The organism is Corynebacterium anserum, assembly GCF_014262665.1.
Lineage (GTDB): Bacteria > Actinomycetota > Actinomycetes > Mycobacteriales > Mycobacteriaceae > Corynebacterium > Corynebacterium anserum.
Map to the genome: position 1 here is coordinate 1,856,554 of NZ_CP046883.1, position 18,752 is coordinate 1,875,305.

The following is an 18,752-nucleotide window of genomic DNA, read 5'->3' on the forward strand; positions in this document are numbered from 1 at the left end:
TCACGACTGCAGACACAGCGCTCTATCTCCTCCGGGTCAGGTGCCATCACCACCGCGGATAGAATACTCGTTCTCAACGAGGTCAGATGTCCTCAGTGCCGCTGTTCGCTCTGCAAGGATTGGGCCTTGTTAACGGACTGGCTTTCGCCAAAGAAAACACGCCCGCCACCTCCCCCATATTCACGATAGGGGTGTGGCGGGCGCGGCTGCACAAAAGTATTTGCCCACACCAATGCACGATGTGCACCGGGGCGGTACAGTGTGCTCTTATCCAGCACGACGTTTACTTATCCAGCGCGTCCAAAGTAGTGGTGGAAATATCTTCCACAGTTCCTTCGGCATCAATGTTCACCAGAATGTCCTGGTAGTGCTCGATCAAAGGAGCGGTTTCCGTACGGTAGACCTCGAGGCGGGTGCGGATGGTCTCTTCGTTGTCATCGTTACGGCCGCGGGCTAGCATGCGGTCGACGACGACATCCTCAGACACTACGTAGTTGACCACCGCATCCAGCTTGGTGCCGTCGTCTTGCAGCATCTTCTCCAGCAGCTCAGCCTGCTCAATGGTGCGTGGGAAGCCGTCGAGAAGGAAACCATTGCGGGCGTCCTCCTGATTAAGGCGATCGCGAACCATGTTAGCGGTCACCTCGGTCGGCACCAGCTTGCCGGCGTCCATGTACTCCTGAGCCTGCTTGCCCAGGTCGGTGCCATTGGAAATGTTCGCACGGAACAAATCACCCGTGGAGATGTGTGGAATCTTCAGTGCGTCAGACAGCAGGGAAGCCTGGGTACCCTTACCAGCACCCGGAGGGCCGAGGAGAACTAGTCTCATTTGAGGAATCCTTCGTAGTTAGCTTGCATGAGCTGGGACTCGATCTGCTTCACGGTGGTCAGAGCCACAGAAACAAGGATCAAGATAGCCGTGCCACCGAACGGCATAGAACCGTTTGCAGCATTAGTAGCCTGTATACCCATGTTAATCAGGATATTAGGCAAGATGGCAATCAGTCCCAAGTAGATGGAGCCGACGACCAGCAAGCGGTTCATCACATAGCCCAAATACTCCGCGGTAGGACGCCCCGGACGAATACCCGGGATGAAGCCGCCGTACTTCTTCATGTTGTCAGCCTGGTCGTTGGGATCATATTGAACTGAGACGTAGAAGAAAGAGAAGAAGATGATCAGGATCAGGTAAATGATGATGTACTGCCAAGAAGAGGGGTTCTGCAGCACACTCATAACATTACGGTTCCACCAGTTATCTGCTGTAGGAGTGGGGTTGCTGGACTGAATGATCTGGGTAATCAGAATAGGAACAGTCAACAGCGAAGACGCGAAGATCACGGGAATCACGCCAGCCTGGTTCACCTTCAGAGGCAAGTAAGTGGACGTCTCACCGTACTGGCGTCGGCCAATCATACGCTTTGCGTACTGCACAGGAATTCGGCGCTGACCTTGTTCGATGAAGACCACGCCGATTACCAACAGCAATACGCCAACAATAACGGCACCAAATACGAAACCCGACGAGTTCTGGAAGATCGACATACCTTCCGCTGGAAGCATCGTGGCGATACCCGCGGTAATCAACAAAGACATACCGTTACCGACGCCGCGATCAGTAATCAACTCACCAAGCCACATCAGAAGCACGGCGCCAGAGGTCATGATCAGGACCATCGTCACGAGGCCGAAAATCCCAACATCACCCTTAAGCACAGGAATCCCCTGACCCAAAAGTTGTTCTCTATCAGCCAGAGCCACAATGCCGGAAGATTGCAACAGAGCCAGGGCAACCGTTAGATAACGGGTGTACTCCGTCATCTTCGCCTGGCCAGATTGTCCCTCCTTCTTCAGCTGCTCAAACTTCGGGATCACCACGGTCAGCAGCTGCACAATGATGGACGCCGTAATGTACGGCATAATCCCCACCGCGAAAATCGACAGCTTAAGCAGCGCTCCACCCGAAAACAGATTGATCAGGGAGTACACGGCCGACTGGCTAGTGAGATCTTCAATCTGATGAGTAATAGCAGCGTAATCCACACCAGGCGTAGGAATCTGGGCGCCGATGCGGTAAAGGATGACCATCGCAATAGTGAAGAGAATCTTCTTGCGGAGATCAACGTTTTTGAACGCCGAGACGATGGCAGACAAACTAGCCTCCTGATTTGGGTTCCAGCCACAGCCGTGGCAGTTGAGAAACTCTAATTCATGTCAGCTGTGGACTGATACATAACCACCGAATCCTATCAGCACGGGGAGCCTACCGAAAACTGTGACTCCCGGCAGAGTCCGCAATAATCAGCTTTCGCAATCTCCTGGCTGATTTACCATTCAGCAATTTCTGTACCCTCTACAACTCTATTTTCCACTCTTTAGCACACTACTTCGCTCTCTCTGCAGCTCTGTTTCCCGCTCTCTTTCCTGCTCTCTATAGCTCTACTACCCGGTCCGCCGCCGCTTGCGTCGAGGGTCGATGTGTCACAATCATGACCGCTGTTCCTTCAGAGGCCATCCTCCTCACAGTGGAAAGAATAAGTTCTTCCGTAGCGTTATCGAGGTGCGCCGATGTCTCATCGAGCAAAAGTACTCGGGGTCGAACGAGAAGCGCACGCGCTACTCCCAAACGAGTGCGCTGTCCACCGGAGAGACCTTGTGTACGGCTGCCCACCTCCCGATCAAGAGAGAAATCTTCCAGCCCCGCCGCAGTTAGAGCCTGCCGCATCTCGCTAGCAGTTGCCTCTGGGCATGCCAAAAGAAGATTATCTTCTATCGTCCCGTTGAACGTCTGCACTTCCTGCGGCACGACAGCCACTGCCTGACGTAAAGAAACGTCAGGCAACCTCCGAACATCAACTCCGAAGATTCGCACAACACCGTCATCGGGGTCATAGAGGCGCTGTGCCAATGCGATGCAGGTCGTCTTTCCACGCCCCGATGCCCCCGTAAGAGCAAGTATCTCACCCGGTGCGACCTCTAGACACACGTCGTTTAACACGGGATGCACCCCATCCCAAGAAAAATGCACATGTTCAAGACAAAGCGCAGCAAGTCCGGAAGTGGCCATACGCTCCCTAGTCTCACCAACAGATGAGCTACGACACGGCGCACTGACTGAAGGCAATGATCTTGAAGGCAGTGACTCCGCATCTTCGGACGATGGCTCCTGCGTTTCTGCAGGAGTATTCATGATATTCAGTACCCGCTCCCCGGCTTCACGTATCGCTCCGGCCTGCAATAACACTGTACTCAGCAGCGCAGGAGCCGCGAGCGTAGCGCCAGACAGCCCCACAATAACCGGAGCTAAAGAGGCATCAATGTGGGTGAGATACACGACCAACAGTGATCCCACCGATGCCAAAGCAATGATCGATGTGGTGAGCGCCTGTTCAACTCCCTCCCGAATGGACGCTCGGATCCGCTGACGTGTAAGTGCCTCCGTGTGCTCATCAACGTCGGCAAGGGCCGCATCGAGAGCATTGGCGTAAATCAGATCGGGCATGCCATCTACAACATCCACGATGTCAGAGCCCAACGCTCCGAGCTCCTCGCGCTGTTGCGCAGCTTGGCGTTGTGCCCAACGATGCACAATCCACGGGACCGCAAGGATCAGAACAATGGCCGGGAGCAGCACGGCAATCATCCAGGGAACCAGTACGCCCAGACCAATCACACCGGTGAGTGTGGCAATACTTACCGTGAGAACCTGTGCAGCAATATGAGCAAAAAACCACTCTAATTGTTCAATATCTCCCACCGCGGTCGTGACAAGGTCACCACTGCGCCCAGTACGCCGACGCGGTGGAAGAATGCGAGTGAGCTTTCTAAACAAGGCCGTGCGCAACTCCGCCAACACACGATAAGCCAGGTCATGGGCAACATACATCTCCCACCACGTGCCTAATCCCGCGCCGAGCACACACATCGCGAGTAACCACCCCCATCGGCCAAGGTCAGGGTCCTGCCCAGTGACCGCGCGCCCAATGATGAGCCCACTCACTGAGGTAGCTCCGGCGGCAGACAGCAGCTGGACGGCGCCCGCCACAACCGTGGCGATGAAAATCCCGCGAGAGCCCTTCAATGCGGGGAGAAAACCCCGGAGAAAACTGCCGAGCGTCATCTGTTCTCCTTATACTTCCGTGACTGCTGCGTTGAGGGACGCTGTGTTGAGCGCAGCGAGGTCGATAACTCGATCCACTGCGGCCAACTCGGCCGTACCATGCGTCACGACGACAATGGTGTGACTCCCTCGTAGCCCAGCGATAGTGTGGCTAATGTGACGAGCTGTGGATTCATCCAGGTGTGACGTCGCTTCGTCAAAAATGAGTACGGGCGTACCGCGGTAAAGCGCTCGGGCAACAGCGACCCTTTGCCTTTGTCCCCCGGATAACCGCGACCCATTGTCGCTGAGTTCCACATCAAGGAGGTCGAGGGGTAAGCCGGCGTCTTTGGCTGCCCGACGCACTCGCACCTCATCGATGTCTTCCCCTTCAGGCGTACCCAGAGCGATATTTCGCGCTACGGTCCCGGAAAACAAGAAGCAATCCTGACTGACGACACCCACGGTTTCCCGCACTCGTGCCAAAGGGATGTCGCGAAGGTCGGTGCCGTCGAAAGTCACTGTCCCAGTAGTGGGATCAAGAGTGCGCGTTATTAGCCGCTGGATCGTTGTCTTGCCACAACCCGATGGGCCAACGAGTGCCACTGCCTCTCCTGAGTGAACAATGAGGTCATCGAGCTGGACAGCTGGGGAATCTGCACCGGGATAGATGTAGCTCACGGAAGTCACAGCGATCGTCGGCGGTGCTACGTCAGTCCATCGCATCTCCTTGTGGCCTTCATCCGGCACGGGCGGGACGGGGCGCAAGATGGCGTCGAGCCCATCGGCCGCCGTAATTCCCAGGTAGCCAGCGTGCCAGGCCTTAGCGAGTTCTTGGACGGGGCGGAAACATTCGGCAGCCAGCATCAGCACCAGGAATAGAGTGCTGGCCATCCCCGGGTCAGCACCAAAACGCTCGACGGCCAACACCGCCGCCAGCGCAACACCAGCTTGTGTCCCCAACGCAATGAAGCCTGTGGATACCAAGGAAATTTTTAGCGAACTCATCGTGGAGCGGTAAAGCCCCCACGTACGACCGTCGAGTGCCAACTGACGGCGCTGTGTAGCGCCGAGGCTGCGCAGCGTTTCCATCTGCTGCATGGACTCCAGGTAATCAGCCGACAGGTCAGCATAAGCAGCCCACCGCTGCCGACCAGCATCCAAGAGTTTCGAGTCAAAACGTTGCGGAACCACGAAAGCAATGATGATGCACACCGCCACCGCCAAAGCTGACCAGGGACTTAAATTAGCCATCCAGATCAGCAACACCGGGGGCACCGTCGCAGTGACGAGTAGCTGGGGAAGGTAGCCGGAATAGTAGGGATCGAGACCATCAACGCCCTCAATCAAGGTCGAGCGCACCACCCCGGCGCGCTGCCCGGACATGAAGGCTGGCCCGAGGTCGGCCACCTTCTTCACCAGCATTCCTCGCAGATGGCGCCGGGCGCGCATACCAAGAGCCACGGTAAGCGCCTGACGAGCGATCATAAAACCAGCACGGAGAAGCACCACCCCCGCAGCCGCGCCAAGACATAGAAGGAGACGGGAGCGATCGTTATCCACGAGAGCATTCATGCCATGTGCAACAAGAACAGCTTGAGCAATCCAGGTACCAGTGACGATGTACGACATGAGTGCGCATCCCGCAATAGGCCACCACACGTGGCCAGCAAGGCTGAGCAAGCGGCGGTTAATCACTGTCTGATTCTCCTTACAGTCCTCGGCGCTGAATGCGCTCTGTTTGTGGTCGGTCTTTTTGTGGTTTCAAGGGACGCGGTACCTGCGTTGCGTCATGTTCCCTGGGGCCTATGGCTAAAGCATGACTGATCAGGGCGGGTTCTCTATGCACTGCCGTACCTACATCTGCTCCAACCCATCCGGCAATTGGCCGAGAAGCGAATCCGTAGCGGGTACACAGCATGTGGGCACAGTGAATTCTTCGCCCTGCTTCCAGCAGGTTTATTGCTGCCTCGCGATTCGTCAGCCATTCCACCGGCGCGGTGGTAGTGACGATTCCCCCTGCCGTGGAAACCATCTCTTGGTCCCCACACCATTGGCTCAGCATCTCACGCGCGTCTCCTGCTGCTGCGGGTTCAGGCCCACCAGAAGTGATTGACCACAGTCCGTCAGGGGAGAGCTGCTGTATTACTGATCCCACTGGGAGAACGGGTGCGAGAGCCTCAAGCAGCCACAAGGGTACTGGCGGACAGGGGGAATTCCACTGTCCTGACTGTCGGCGGGCACTATCTTCTGTGCTGATGAGGGCGATCGCCTGGGCTAAAGCTGGGTCGTGCCCCAGAGGAGGAAGCTCTATACCTCGCGACAGCGCATAGCTGCCCCGTGGGGGGCAATAACTCTCTCCTTGGCAGCCGCCCAATGCCGCTGCCAGGATTTCTCCTGTGGGATCGGGCGTAGTGGGTTCATTATGTACGACGCATACATCCTCACCGACAGGACCTGCCCAAGCTAAAGCGGGTCGGGGCATTGGTGAAGCAAAGTGCATGTGGATCTGCGGCGCGGCGTTCATAGAGGCCGGTGGAGTAACCTCCACGCTCTCCAGACGGCATTCGTTCAGCCCTGCGTGGATCTCCAGTGCAGCTAAGGCATGTCCGGCGTCGAGTAAAGAACTTATCCACCCACGGTGACCGTACTTGGCAGATGTGACCCACCACCGCAACGCCAACGTGAGCGTCTCGGGGTGGATGTCCACCACCGCTATCGGGTAAAGACCGCCGGCCGAAGGGATTCTTCTATGCCGCCGACCCCCGTGCACGGTCGTTCCGAGGGCCCCATTGAGAATGCTGTCCCCTGGCACGGGCTTCCACCATGACGGGCGAGGTACAGCAGCCGGAGGGGAAAACCCGCACGTCGGGTCATTTGCGTCACGCCACGCCTCGTTGACAATGTGTGTCGTTGAAGTCACGGTAAGACCTCCTTACATGTGTGGCATGGGGACTAGGACAAGCTCATGAAGGCCCACTCTGAACGCATGGTGCCCTGGGACATGATGTTCTGCGGCATGGGGCACCTGTACGCTCGTGCTGAGGGCGTCATTTTCTGCTGAGCCTTTCCCGGAAGTCTCATTCTCAAAACACGTATCCCTCTGCCCGTTGACATAGTCAAGGTATTCCGCCCAGCGGGGCGTCTCAGTCGTCGGAAATGCAGGTGGAAAATTAGGCAACAAACGCGGTGTGCAGACGCGCACCACTCGGAGACCGGACAAGGCAATGTCTGCTGTAGTGACATCGACAACGGCGACGCGGTTCGCAGGATCATCACGATAGCGATCCCACACATCCTCCGCATTCACCGCGGGCACTGTGGAAATATCAACGAGCTCACTGTCTGGACGGAAGCGCTCCAAATATGGATGCAGGCGCTCATCCAACCACAGCTGAGCCTGACATGCGAGGTCACGCACGTTAACGAAGTTCTCCCCCGCATCGTCGAGATAACGGCCATCGGCACGGAAGGGAAAATACGCGCGTGGGGACACCACGCCCTGCCGGATTGCCTTATAGCCCCCACCATCAGGTTCTTTGACTCCCAACACGCCCGTCCACACCTGGAAAGCCTCCGAGAGTGCTTTCCACACCGCACGTATGGGATCACCATGACAACTAAAACCTGCTCCCGGGATGCGCAGTTCAGGGTGCCATACCAGCGCCGACACCACCGGAATGCCCAGTGGACTAGGCAGAAGGAGGAGATGGATGTGGAAGGGCGTAGGCTCCATCACCGCTTTTAGCCCTGGTACGGATGCCGGGTTGAGGGGAGTTGCCTTGAGTCCTAGTGACCACCATGCTGTTGTGGCATCGCGTTCCACACACTCAGTAAAGCCCGATAGCTCGGCAAACCGCAGTGTGGGACCGGCAGCAATCCCTGCATAGGCTATATGGTGTGTCCGGGGTTCGCTGCGGCGTGAGCCCTGATTCCAGTTGAGGTAGACGCGGGAACCCGGAACGAGAATGGGTCGACCATATGCACCTCTGCCCTGTGCCCAGAGGATGGGCATATCAGGATCTTCGGAATCAAAGGGCCCATGAGGCTTACGGCGCTCTGGTGGTAGACCGGGGAATTCCGCGGGACTGATGGCGTTAATACCGCTTTCACGCAGTTCCCGGATACTAGCTCGGCGCAAAGTAGAGGGTATGTTGTTGCCGCAATAGCGCTCAACCGCCTCACCAATCGCCGGATCGTACAACTCACGGGGGTCACTGAAACCCGAAGCACCGGCGATCTTATCGGCCAGCCATGTAGAAAATTGCCGTGGATCGGAGACCTCCGAGACGACGCAGTGAAACTCCTTCGGAATATCTGAATGCAACGGCATGGGATGCAACTCGCGAATGATTCCGCAAATGGGATCAACCAAAAGGCTGCGAGGATCGGGAGTCGTTGCTTCCAGTTCGGGCTCCTCCAGCACAGGAATGTCAAGAACTACCCGATTGACCCAACACTTCTGCCCCGGGGATACCTCATGGACAGGAAAATCATGTGAGGTGAATTGTATGAGCAATTCATCGGCAGCTCCGATGTGCACACTCAGCACTGGGAAAACTATCGTCATCTCGCCGGAGACGCGGCGCACACCAGCTGTCGCCGCCCAACGCGTGTCTCTTCCGGTACGAATCAGCAGGTGGGCGAAAGTGTCACCGTGACTATCGCCTGCCGACAGTGACTGTGACTGTTCTTCCACGTCTCCCCACAGATGTACGCGGAGAGTCCCGGCAACCGTCAGCGGCCCCCGCACGTCAACGACAAGTACTGACTGGTCAGGGCGGCTGAACACAGCATCAGTGTTTCCTGCTCCCCTACCGCTTACTTTTTCAACCGGGCACAGCCATGAGGGAAATGGCTGCTGTGAATCGCTAGTCCAGGACGCTGTCCCATGGGCGTGTGCTCGGACTATCCGTTGGGCAACCTGCTGATGTGAGCCATGAGCGTGCTCTTCCATGCGTACCCAGGTTCCTTGGGTTTTCTCTAGCACTGGTTGGTTTTCATTCGGTATTAGTTCCGAGCTGGCGATGGTGGCGTCGTTCTGCTTCTCCGCATTAACCTCATAGTAAAGAGCACGCGATGGAACGGCACCGCGGAGAACCTCAGCACACCAAGCGGAGACGATGGCTCCTGGGTCGGTGGCTTTTGCGCCAGATCGGCGTCGTAAGCTGTGATCCCATTGCCCTATGTAGCACTGGGCTGGACCCGGCCAGCGTAAAAAGGTGTGCTGTGCTTCTGCAGCAAACCCATCATCCACTCCTGAGACCACGAGCAAGGGGATTTCGCTTGCGCGAGCCGGCAGTGACCATGCGTGGGCTGAGTTGGTGGGCTGTGGCCATGGAGCGGGAGCTCGCCACTGGAGAAGCTCCTCACCCATGTCCTGAGCGAACTGTCGCGGTTCTATTCCTCGCGGACCTGTACCGCGTCCCGGTACGTTATTCCACCACCACCATGCCGGAGAAAGCAGGGGGGTAACCCCTCCGTTTTCCGTCGTGGCGGATGTGCTGTCCCAGCATGGTACGAGCGCCATGATGCCGGCCACTGGGCGAACATGACTGAGTGCCAGTGCACAATGCGCCGCATAAGATCCCCCATAAGCAATGATTCGGCCATCGCAGTCAGGCAGTGTCAGCAGGTGGTCAAATGTTGCGGCTCCGTCTTCCTGTTCGTGTTGATAAGGCTCAAACTCACCGGTAGAGGCCCCACGTCCACGCACGTCCTGCACTGCGACATTGAGCCCGCGGCGCACCCATCCATGGGCTTCGTGCTCGTGATGGTGTGCTCTATAAGGAGTGCGTAGAAGTAGAATTGGCCGAGGATTCCGCTGCCCATCGGGCTTAGTGTGCTCTAACGGGGCTGTATACAAAGTTGTCGCTAGCGCGGCGTTGCCGACGGTGATGGTGAACTCAACCCGTCGCACATCATCAGTAGAAGGTGACATCACCGGGTGCCCGCCTTTCGACTAGGATCTCCGTACTCTTCGCATTCGGGTTTGACGAGAGCTTCCTCGCATTCGGGTGCGAGAAGAAAGTCCTCACACTCGGGAATGGGGAACACGGGATGGGTTGTGGTTTCCATCGTGTCGAGTTGCACTCGCGTCAACCACCCGTATGTCATGGACGGTTGAGGAGCTGTGGTGTGAGCCGTGTGACGAATGGCTGCGTACGTGGTCTCAATGATCCGCTGCACCAGAGCTGTTATTGCCACTTCTCCCTCATGGACATGCAGATGAGTTAATACTGATGGTCCGCGCAGGAGCGTGGGAGCAGTGTCGAGCTCTGGGTGTTCCGCCGCTGCACGTAAGCGAGCCTGCGTCATTGCATGTCCGGGTTGGCCTGCTCCCATAGAAACAGGTTCGATAAGCAGGTTGTTTCCATCGGCATAAGCACGTACCCAGACTGTGTGCGGTTGGTGAATCCAGTGCTGATCCATCTCTATCCACTGGGTGCCGGGGTGTTCGTCACTGACGGCCGCAATGATCATTGGGGATTGGCTGTGCGACGACGCCACTCGGCCCCGCAATGCATCAGCAAGAAGTCCGGTACCGATGACCGACCACTGGCCATTGTCAGATTCATCGCCGTAAGGGTCATCTTTACGGGCAAGCTGTTCCTCGACGTTATGAGGAAGGCATTCCTCGCCGGTCAGAGCATGCAGATCGAGGCCATGGTGACTGTCTGTGAGTGGATAATGTTTCGTCTGTGCCTTCTGTTCAGCTCCAGCGTCTAGTGCATAGAACGGATGCACATGCTGTGACAAGCACGCCGGATCATGGCGTACGAGTGCTTCTCCGAGATCACCTGGTTGGTACACGTAGGGAAGCTTGAACGGGTCCACGGTGTACCACCGATGGTCAGAGGTTCGGAAGCGCAGCGCGCCGTCGTGGCATGATAGCAGGGTACCCGGGGGGAGAAGTTCATGGATGGGTACCGAAGTGGAAGAAAGGCTCATGGTGTAAAAATCGCTGGCGATGACGTGTGCCCGTGGGGTTGCCCACCGATGATCGGATGCGGTGGCGTCGGCAAAGGACAAGAAGAGGTCTCGTGACGTAGTGAAGGGGTGGGTGCACAGCGCTATGTCAGACACTGAAGAAACACGCTGTGCACCACTCAACGGCGATTCTTGCCGCTGGGTCGCTTCTCAAGGTGTGGTTGAACTAGTCCTCGTCGGCGAACAGATCTTCAACAAGTGCGTGGCAGCAGCAGGCGTGGGACACGCTGATGGAGCTACGACCCTCAGCTGGCTCGAAAGCATCCAGTGCATCAAATGCGACATTCTCCATGTAGAATATTCCTTTCGGTAAGAGCACCCACAGTGGGTGCTGAGTGTCACCGTTTCCGAATAGAAACAGCGTGCGCACTAAGCGCTATTGAACATTATTTTCATTTTGATAATTGTGTGTACCCCCTTTTTCTGTGAGAGTTATCACACAATTCTCTGCGCTCAGCTTCCCACCTTCTATTCCCCCTCCTATCCGCTGGCCTCGCCGACGCACTCCGCTTGTCCTACAATCTCCAAGGTTTGCTGCCTGGTAACCCGAGCTTCCAGATGAAAGACACGGCGCAAAAGATCAGGCGTGAGGACCTCGGACGTCTTGCCATCTGCAACGAGATGCCCATTGTGCACCACCACCACGCGCTTAGCCCATCGCACAGCCAGATCGAGCTCATGTAAAACCGCAACAACTCCGAGTTTCTGCTCTTCGGCGACATGGCTGACGGTATCGAGCATGTCGAACTGATGGTGAATATCCAGATGAGCAAGAGGTTCATCAAGGAGTAGGAGGGGAGCGTGCTGGCGCAAGGCGAGAGCGAGACGCACCCGCTGCCGTTCGCCACCCGATAAGCTATCCACGTCTCGGTCTGCGAAAACCTCCACTCCCGCAGCGACGAGGCAAGCAACCGTGTCCTCATCTTTTCCCGAGGTATGACGCAGCATCCCCCACACCCCGGATTCTGCAAATCGACCCTGAGCTACGAGCTCACGGACGCTAATTCCCGGAACAGGTGGCAACACCTGAGGCATCAACGTCACTTTGCGGGCACATTCCCGCCGCCCCATGGTCCGGGTATCCACCCCCTGCAGGTGAACAGACCCTTCCTCCGGCATATTCAGTCCCGCCAAGAGACTCAGCAAAGTAGATTTGCCGGAACCATTTGGACCAATGATGGCGCACCGTTCCCCGGGGTCAATCCGCACATTCACACCTTCCACAGTGGCTGTCGGTGCTTTGGGATAACGAAAACTCATGTTGCATGTCTCTACTAGAGGCATGCCAGCAGGGGCTTCGGGCACTGTTCCTTCACTCTTCCTCTCCAATGATGTAGTTATCTAGATCTGAGATATGGCGTTTAGGGCACCGCCCCACGTTTTCTCCCCGTTGCCCGGCCTTTTCCCTTTCGTACCGCTGCTCTCATCACGCTCGTCGTCGCAAAAGACCGATAAGTGTGATGGCTCCTGCGATAGCTGCAACTGCGCCGACGGGGACACCGATGGAGTTATTCCCCATAGATAAAACCCGGCCGATCAATTGCGCCAGCGCGTCACAAGCAACCATTCCCCCAGCGCCACCGATGAGAGTGACAATCACGAGCCAAGGTGACGCGGCGCCGAACAATCTTCGCATGATGTGAGGTACAGCAAGTCCCACGAAGCCCAGCGGACCAGCGAGTGCCACGGCACCTGCGGTTAAACTACACGCCACGCCCATGAGTATCACTCGCGTACGCACCGGTGCGACCCCAAGGATGGTTGAATGTAGTTGCCCAGCTGAAAGCAACGGCAGCAGTCCAGACGCTGCGACCGCGATAATCACCCAAGGCACGGCCCATAAGAACATGGGGGTTACAGACTCCCACGTCAAGGCGTTCGTTGATCCAGCCAACCAACGCATCGCCATCCCGGTGAGCCCTGGTTGCGATGCCAAAATGATCGTACTGATCCCCGTAGCAGCCGCAGCAAGAACTAGTCCCGCAAGTATTGCGCGGTCACCCCCACCGCTGATAGTGGCAACCACGCCCACAGCTCCACCACTAAGCGCTCCCAGTAGCGCCGCACAGAGTGCTGAGAGCGGATCGCTAGGATTCACTAATCCCGCGACGGTTCCGACCATGACTCCTCCAACAGCACCTGGACTAATTCCGAGAAGCTCAGGCGACGCTAACGGATTACCAGTGACAGTTTGAATGAGCAGTCCGGCGATAGCTAGTGCACCGCCAGACACAAGAGCGGCCACAGCTCGAGGGAAGTGCAGCTGGAAGAGAACCGTGCGCGCGTGCTCATCATTCCACCAGTCACTGGCTCCTCTGCCTAATAAAGCGTCGACGGTGACAGCAGTTATGGTGAAGACAATCACGCCAATCGCCAGTCCCCATGATCGCGCTTTTCGGCTCACTGTGGACCGGGCTTCCGTATGCTCCACGGCTGGAAAGCTAGTTGCGGAACAAGCCGGTGAATCTGTATTCATCCCCTGATGAGTGTGCTGTATGCGATTACTCATAAACGCCTTCCTGTCACCAGGACACCGATGACAACTAAGGCCGCGACGACGCCAGTCCATCCTCCGACGGGCGTTTCCACAGGTGCAAAAGCAGACCGCGCAAGCCAATCAGCAGCTACGGCTATAAGCGCTCCCGCAATGCTTCCCAAAGGCAACCAAGCCCGAATACCCGCATGAGGTGTCAATAGTCTCGCCAACATGGGCCCTAGAAAACCTACCCAAGATAATGGACCCGCTGGCCCTACGCTCAGAGCCACCAGGACGGCCGCAACGAGGAGGATCACACCACGCAAACGCTCGGGATGAGCTCCGAGGGTGCGAACAGTATCGTCGCTGAGACGAAGTAATTCCAGACCCGGCACAAGGAACCACAAGAAAGGCAGTCCTACAACTAGAGCAATGAGGGTGGGCGTCACATCGTTCCAATACAGCTCATTGAGACTGCCTTGCAGATAACGCAAGAGTGCGCGAAGTTGGGTCTCCCCTGCAGAACCCACAAAGATCAAAACGAGCGCTCCGGCGGCCGAAGAAACAGCTGCTCCCACAAGTAGGACTTCGATCGCAGTGCGAGCGGTGCGGGCACCCCACCACACCGCAAGCCCGGCAAGGAGCCCTCCCCCTAGTGCCACCGCAGAGTGTGCTACTAGCGGCACTGGAAGACCGAGAACCACGACGGCGCAGATCGCCGCGGCCGCCCCCGATGAGACACCGAGCATTTCAGGAACAGCGAGTCGGTTTCCCATACCTTCTTGGAGAAGCACACCCGCTGCACCTGTGGCCGCCCCACCGACGACAGCCATCGCGAGACGAGGTGCTCGGATCTGCGTAATGACGACCGTCGGGGCATCGTGTAAGCCGGCGAAAAGACTTCCGGCTCCGACTGCAACAAGGCCTATGAATAGCACACCCGTTATAAGTAACGTCCTTGTTTGCGACAGCATGTGTGAGCGACCTAGTTTGTCCTGATTCTCTGTATTGCCTAAACGGTTGTTGTCTGTGGTCTCCGCGGAAGTGTTGCCTTTAGTCTCTGCGGAGTTATTCCCTACAGCCATCGCAGGATTGTTCCCTGCACTGTTCGCGTTGCACTGTGTGGCACGTTGCTATGGCTCACCGAGATGCGTCAAGCGCCTGTTCGAGCACAACGGACAGAGATCGAGGTCCGCGGCCTTCTGCCCATACGCCGACGTTGACTTCATGAACCTTGTTATTCTTCACGGCGTCGACCTGCTTCCACACTGGGTTGTCTTTCCATTGTTCGGTGAGTGTTTTGTCACCGGGTGCGAAGACGAATGATTGGACAAATGCGATTTGTGGATTGACCTTGAGAATTTCCTCCACGGAGTACTGGCCAGCTTGCATCGGGTCATCGCTCTTCCCATCCCAGGGATAGGCGTAGACATTGGCGAGCAGCTCTCCGAGCAGCTCGTTACGTGTATTGACACCCGTGCCGGATGATGAGGTGTACATGGAGACGACCTTGGTTTGTAACAAGTTCTTCTCATCCGCAGTCTGGCGGGCTTGACGTAGGGCGTCGTAAAACGCGTTTTCTTCCTTCTCTCCCTCGGCGGTTTTATCCAGAAGCGCAGCCATGTCCCGCAAGTAGTCTACGGAGTCTTCAACACTGTCCACTTGCATATTCCATAGTGGAGCAATCTTTTCGACGCCAGCGGTGAGGCCATCGTGGACTCCCTTGAGGCCTATTACGAGATCCGGTTTATAGGAAGCTATGTCTCCCACGTCTTCAGAGCCGAAACCGCCTTTGATTACGGGGATTTTTGAGCCTTCTTCTGGGCCTAGGAAGTGCTTGTCTTTCAGAAGTTCTGGGCTGGTAGTGGCCACCGGTTTCTTACCCAAGGAGATCAACAGATCATCACAGATACCGGTCAAGCACACAACGCGGTCGGGGATGTGATCCAGCGTGACCTTTGCGCCGTGTGCGTCAGTGATATCGAGTGATGCTTTGATGGGTTTCGCATGCGCAGGCGGGGCTGCAGGACGCTCATGGCCGGATGAGCTGGGGCTACCAGCCACTTTTTCTGATTCGTTCGAGGCACAGGCAGCTAGGGATACAGGGAGCACTGCCGCAACAATTCCGGCCACAATACCCTTATTGGTAAGCATTGTCATTTTCATAAGATGTAAAGTTACCGACTCCACGCGCGCGAAACAATACCTTCAGCGCACTAATAACCTGAAACCAGATGCAGCATTCTGTACAGGGTTGAAGCGTTACATTCCCAGAGTCCTTGACCGTCCCCCACACCGAATTACACCAAAAGATACCCGCCGATAGAGTTCACAGTCATGTAGGAACTGTTCAACAATTCCCCTGTCTACACGCAAGAACACCACCCTCTTTTGAGAGTATCGGATACGATATAAGTTCAATCGAGTGCTTTCAGCCCCCCTCCACCAGGCTCCTAATATCGTAAACACCTGTTCCTTCTCACCACAACAGGAACGTTTCCCCTCACCACAACAGGAACGTTTCCCCCTCACCACAACAGAAGCATTCCGATGGAATACAAAAATTCAGCTAGCAATCTACCTAAAAACAATGACGGAATTCAATCAAGAAACGCTTGGCAATATACTGGAACTATCGCTCTCATCGTTGCCGGAACAGTAGTTCCCATTGCACAGGTTGCCAACATTTCATTTCCTGAAGCTTCACTTATACTACTCACACTAGCTTTTCTAATCGAAATTATTCTTCTGGTCTTTTGTAGAAAATCGCGTGAGGTTTATCTCTTGAGGAATTTTTCGAAAGGGCTTTTTCTCCCCGCCCTCCCCGATCGATCTTCCCCTATCCGAGTGCCCGTTAGAAGATACAGTTAGAGGGTCCAACTCCGACTAGTTATCAGAATCAGACCCTCATTACGAAGCCATTAGGCTTCGGTGGTGGTGCCACCCGCGTTCTCGATCTTCTCCTTCGCGGACTTCGAGAACTTATTTGCGGTGATGTTCAGCTTCACGCTGATCTCACCGTCGCCCAACACCTTTACTGGCTGCTTAGCGCGAACCAGGCCAGCGGCAACGATGTCTGCAACAGCAACATCCCCACCGTTAGGGAAAGCCTTTTCCAGGTCGGAGACGTTCACAACCTGGTAAACAACCTTCGCAGGGTTCTTGAAACCCTTCAGCTTCGGCAGGCGCATGTGAAGCGGCATCTGGCCACCCTCAAACGCTGCGGAAACCTGCTTGCGAGCCTTCGTGCCCTTGGTACCACGACCGGCGGTCTTACCCTTGGATGCCTCACCACGACCCACTCGGGTCTTGGCCTTGTTTGCACCCTTGGATGGACGGAGGTCGTGAAGCTTAATTGGATCGCTCATTTTTACTCTCCTGCCACTTCTTCGACCTTGACCATGTGGCGCACGGCGTTGATCATGCCGCGTACGACGGGAGTGTCCTCACGAACAACTTCCTGGCCGATGCGCTTCAGGCCGAGGGAACGCAGCGAATCACGCTGGTTCTTCTTGGTTCCGACGGTGCCCTTCAATTGGGTAATCTTCAGAGCCATTGTTATGCCCCCTGTCCTGCAGCACGGGCACGCAGCATAGCTGCTGGAGCTACCTCTTCAAGAGACTTACCGCGACGAGCGGCTACCTCTTCAGGGCGTACGAGCTGCTTCAGTCCGTCCACCGTTGCGTGGACGACGTTGATTGCATTGTCAGAGCCCAGAGACTTCGCCAGAATGTCCTGAACGCCAGCGCATTCGAGCACTGGACGGGCAGCACCACCGGCGATGACACCGGTACCTGGAGCAGCAGGCTTCATCATGACGATACCGGCAGCTGCTTCGCCCTGAACTGGGTGAGTAATAGTGCCGTTGATCATTGGTACGCGGAAGAAGTTCTTACGCGCTTCCTCTGCGCCCTTCTGGATAGCGGCAGGTACTTCCTTGGCCTTGCCGTAGCCTACGCCCACCATGCCCTGGCCATCGCCAACGATAACCAATGCGGTGAAGCTAAAGCGACGACCACCTTTAACAACCTTGGACACGCGGTTGATGGTCACCACGCGCTCGATGTACTGGTTGCGCTCGTCCTGCTGCTGGTTGCGACGATCGTTGCGGCGCTCGTTGCGTCCGCCGCGGTCGTTGCGGTTGTTGTCGTTGTTCTCGGCGGAGCGTCCGCCGTTACGTTCACGTCCCGACATCACGCGTTCCTTCCGTTGGTGTTGTAGTTAGCAGTGGTCATTAGAACTTCAGACCACCTTCGCGGGCAGCGTCAGCCAGAGCGGCGACGCGGCCATGGTACTTGTAGCCAGCGCGGTCAAAGACCACAGACTCGATACCGGCTGCCTTAGCGCGCTCGGCGATCAACTGGCCTACCTTAGCACCGCGAGCTTTCTTGTCACCTTCGAGGGAACGCACTTCTGGTTCCATCGTGGATGCTGCGACCAGGGTGTGGCCTGCAACATCGTCGATAACCTGAGCGTGCATGTGACGAGAAGAACGGTGCACAACGAGGCGTGGTGCCTCGGGAGTACCGGACAGATTCTTGCGGATGCGGAAGTGACGACGTGCACGTGCCACGCGACGGCGAGTGGAAATATCCTTGCCCACTGGCAGACGCTGGCCTTCCTTGTTGGATGCGTTGTTGCTCATTACTTACCCGTCTTTCCATCCTTGCGACGGATCTGCTCGCCTTCATAGCGGATGCCCTTACCCTTGTATGGGTCATCCTTCCGCAGTCGGCGGATGTTGGCGGCGATCTGTCCAACCTGCTGCTTGTTGATGCCTTCGATGGAGAACTTGGTGTTGCCATCCACGGCAAAAGTTACGCCCTCTGGGGCTTCGATGAGAATCGGGTGGGAGTAACCCAACGCGAACTCAAGGTTCTTGCCTTTGAGCTGCACACGGTAACCAACACCAAAGATTTCCATTTTGATGACGTAGCCTTTGGTGACACCCTCGACCATGTTGTTGATCAGAGAGCGGGAGAGGCCATGCAGAGAACGGCTCTTGCGGTGATCATCCGGACGGGTGACAACGATTTCGTTGTCCTCCTGCGCAACAGCGATCGGTGCAGGGATCTCTTGAGACAGGGTTCCCTTAGGGCCCTTAACCTCAACGTTCTGGCCGTTGATAGTGACGGTGACGCCAGAAGGAACGGTCACCGGTGCCTTGCCAATACGAGACATTGGTTA

Annotated in this window: 17 protein-coding genes; 1 reads left to right on the forward strand and 16 read right to left on the reverse strand. The window is 56.4% G+C overall.

Translation table 11 applies throughout. From position 1 onward, the window contains the following. Positions 1-283: 283 nt before the first annotated feature. From GP473_RS07750 to GP473_RS07780, 7 genes are all read right to left on the reverse strand, one after another. Positions 284-829: an adenylate kinase gene (locus tag GP473_RS07750; protein ID WP_185770317.1), complete on the reverse strand. Its 546-nt coding sequence runs from the start codon at positions 827-829 to the stop codon at positions 284-286. Then, on the reverse strand, positions 826-2,154 hold the full coding sequence (secY, locus tag GP473_RS07755; protein ID WP_185770318.1) for a preprotein translocase subunit SecY: 1,329 nt from the start codon (positions 2,152-2,154) through the stop codon (positions 826-828). The genes GP473_RS07750 and secY overlap by 4 nt, the downstream gene beginning before the upstream one ends. Before the next feature lie 277 nt (positions 2,155-2,431). Then, positions 2,432-4,120 carry an amino acid ABC transporter ATP-binding/permease protein gene (locus GP473_RS07760; protein WP_186276809.1) on the reverse strand — a complete coding sequence of 563 codons (1,689 nt, stop codon included), beginning with the start codon at positions 4,118-4,120 and terminating at the stop codon, positions 2,432-2,434. Between the two features lie 9 nt (positions 4,121-4,129). Further along, a complete protein-coding gene (locus GP473_RS07765) occupies positions 4,130-5,797 on the reverse strand; it encodes an ABC transporter ATP-binding protein/permease (protein ID WP_186276810.1) in 1,668 nt (555 codons plus the stop codon). Between the two features lie 13 nt (positions 5,798-5,810). Continuing rightward, the gene (locus GP473_RS07770; protein ID WP_185770321.1) at positions 5,811-7,022 is read right to left on the reverse strand and encodes a hypothetical protein; all 1,212 of its coding nucleotides are present in this window, start codon (positions 7,020-7,022) and stop codon (positions 5,811-5,813) included. A 12-nt stretch (positions 7,023-7,034) separates the two neighbouring features. Further along, positions 7,035-10,040, reverse strand: coding sequence for a CocE/NonD family hydrolase (locus GP473_RS07775; RefSeq protein ID WP_186276811.1), 3,006 nt, complete (start codon positions 10,038-10,040; stop codon positions 7,035-7,037). Further along, positions 10,040-11,131, reverse strand: coding sequence for a hypothetical protein (locus tag GP473_RS07780; protein ID WP_222104950.1), 1,092 nt, complete (start codon positions 11,129-11,131; stop codon positions 10,040-10,042). Before GP473_RS07780 ends, GP473_RS07775 begins: the two co-directional genes overlap by 1 nt. 43 nt (positions 11,132-11,174) lie before the next feature. Here GP473_RS07780 and GP473_RS07785 point away from each other — a divergent pair, with 43 nt between their 5' ends. Beyond that, positions 11,175-11,402, forward strand: a complete 228-nt coding sequence (locus tag GP473_RS07785; RefSeq protein WP_186276813.1) for a hypothetical protein — start codon at positions 11,175-11,177, stop codon at positions 11,400-11,402. Positions 11,403-11,569: 167 nt separating this feature from the next. Here the strand turns inward: GP473_RS07785 and GP473_RS07790 are convergent, their stop codons facing one another. The 9 genes from GP473_RS07790 to rplF form a co-directional block, all read right to left on the reverse strand. Next, positions 11,570-12,349, reverse strand: coding sequence for an ABC transporter ATP-binding protein (locus GP473_RS07790; RefSeq protein WP_185770325.1), 780 nt, complete (start codon positions 12,347-12,349; stop codon positions 11,570-11,572). Between the two features lie 166 nt (positions 12,350-12,515). Then, positions 12,516-13,598, reverse strand: a complete 1,083-nt coding sequence (locus GP473_RS07795) for a FecCD family ABC transporter permease (RefSeq protein WP_186276814.1) — start codon at positions 13,596-13,598, stop codon at positions 12,516-12,518. Next, positions 13,595-14,650, reverse strand: a complete 1,056-nt coding sequence (locus GP473_RS07800; RefSeq protein ID WP_186276815.1) for an iron chelate uptake ABC transporter family permease subunit — start codon at positions 14,648-14,650, stop codon at positions 13,595-13,597. The genes GP473_RS07795 and GP473_RS07800 overlap by 4 nt, the downstream gene beginning before the upstream one ends. 55 nt (positions 14,651-14,705) lie before the next feature. Continuing rightward, the gene (locus GP473_RS07805; protein WP_185770328.1) at positions 14,706-15,719 is read right to left on the reverse strand and encodes an ABC transporter substrate-binding protein; all 1,014 of its coding nucleotides are present in this window, start codon (positions 15,717-15,719) and stop codon (positions 14,706-14,708) included. A 767-nt stretch (positions 15,720-16,486) separates the two neighbouring features. Continuing rightward, the gene (gene rplO / locus GP473_RS07810; protein ID WP_185770329.1) at positions 16,487-16,933 is read right to left on the reverse strand and encodes a 50S ribosomal protein L15; all 447 of its coding nucleotides are present in this window, start codon (positions 16,931-16,933) and stop codon (positions 16,487-16,489) included. 2 nt (positions 16,934-16,935) lie between these two features. Continuing rightward, entirely contained in the window at positions 16,936-17,121 is a 186-nt protein-coding gene (gene rpmD / locus GP473_RS07815) for a 50S ribosomal protein L30 (protein WP_185770330.1), read from the reverse strand. 2 nt (positions 17,122-17,123) lie between these two features. Continuing rightward, positions 17,124-17,759, reverse strand: a complete 636-nt coding sequence (gene rpsE / locus GP473_RS07820; RefSeq protein ID WP_185770331.1) for a 30S ribosomal protein S5 — start codon at positions 17,757-17,759, stop codon at positions 17,124-17,126. 40 nt (positions 17,760-17,799) lie between these two features. Further along, positions 17,800-18,210 carry a 50S ribosomal protein L18 gene (gene rplR / locus GP473_RS07825; RefSeq protein WP_185770332.1) on the reverse strand — a complete coding sequence of 137 codons (411 nt, stop codon included), beginning with the start codon at positions 18,208-18,210 and terminating at the stop codon, positions 17,800-17,802. Beyond that, a complete protein-coding gene (gene rplF / locus GP473_RS07830; protein WP_185770333.1) occupies positions 18,210-18,746 on the reverse strand; it encodes a 50S ribosomal protein L6 in 537 nt (178 codons plus the stop codon). Before rplF ends, rplR begins: the two co-directional genes overlap by 1 nt. Positions 18,747-18,752: the final 6 nt, after the last annotated feature.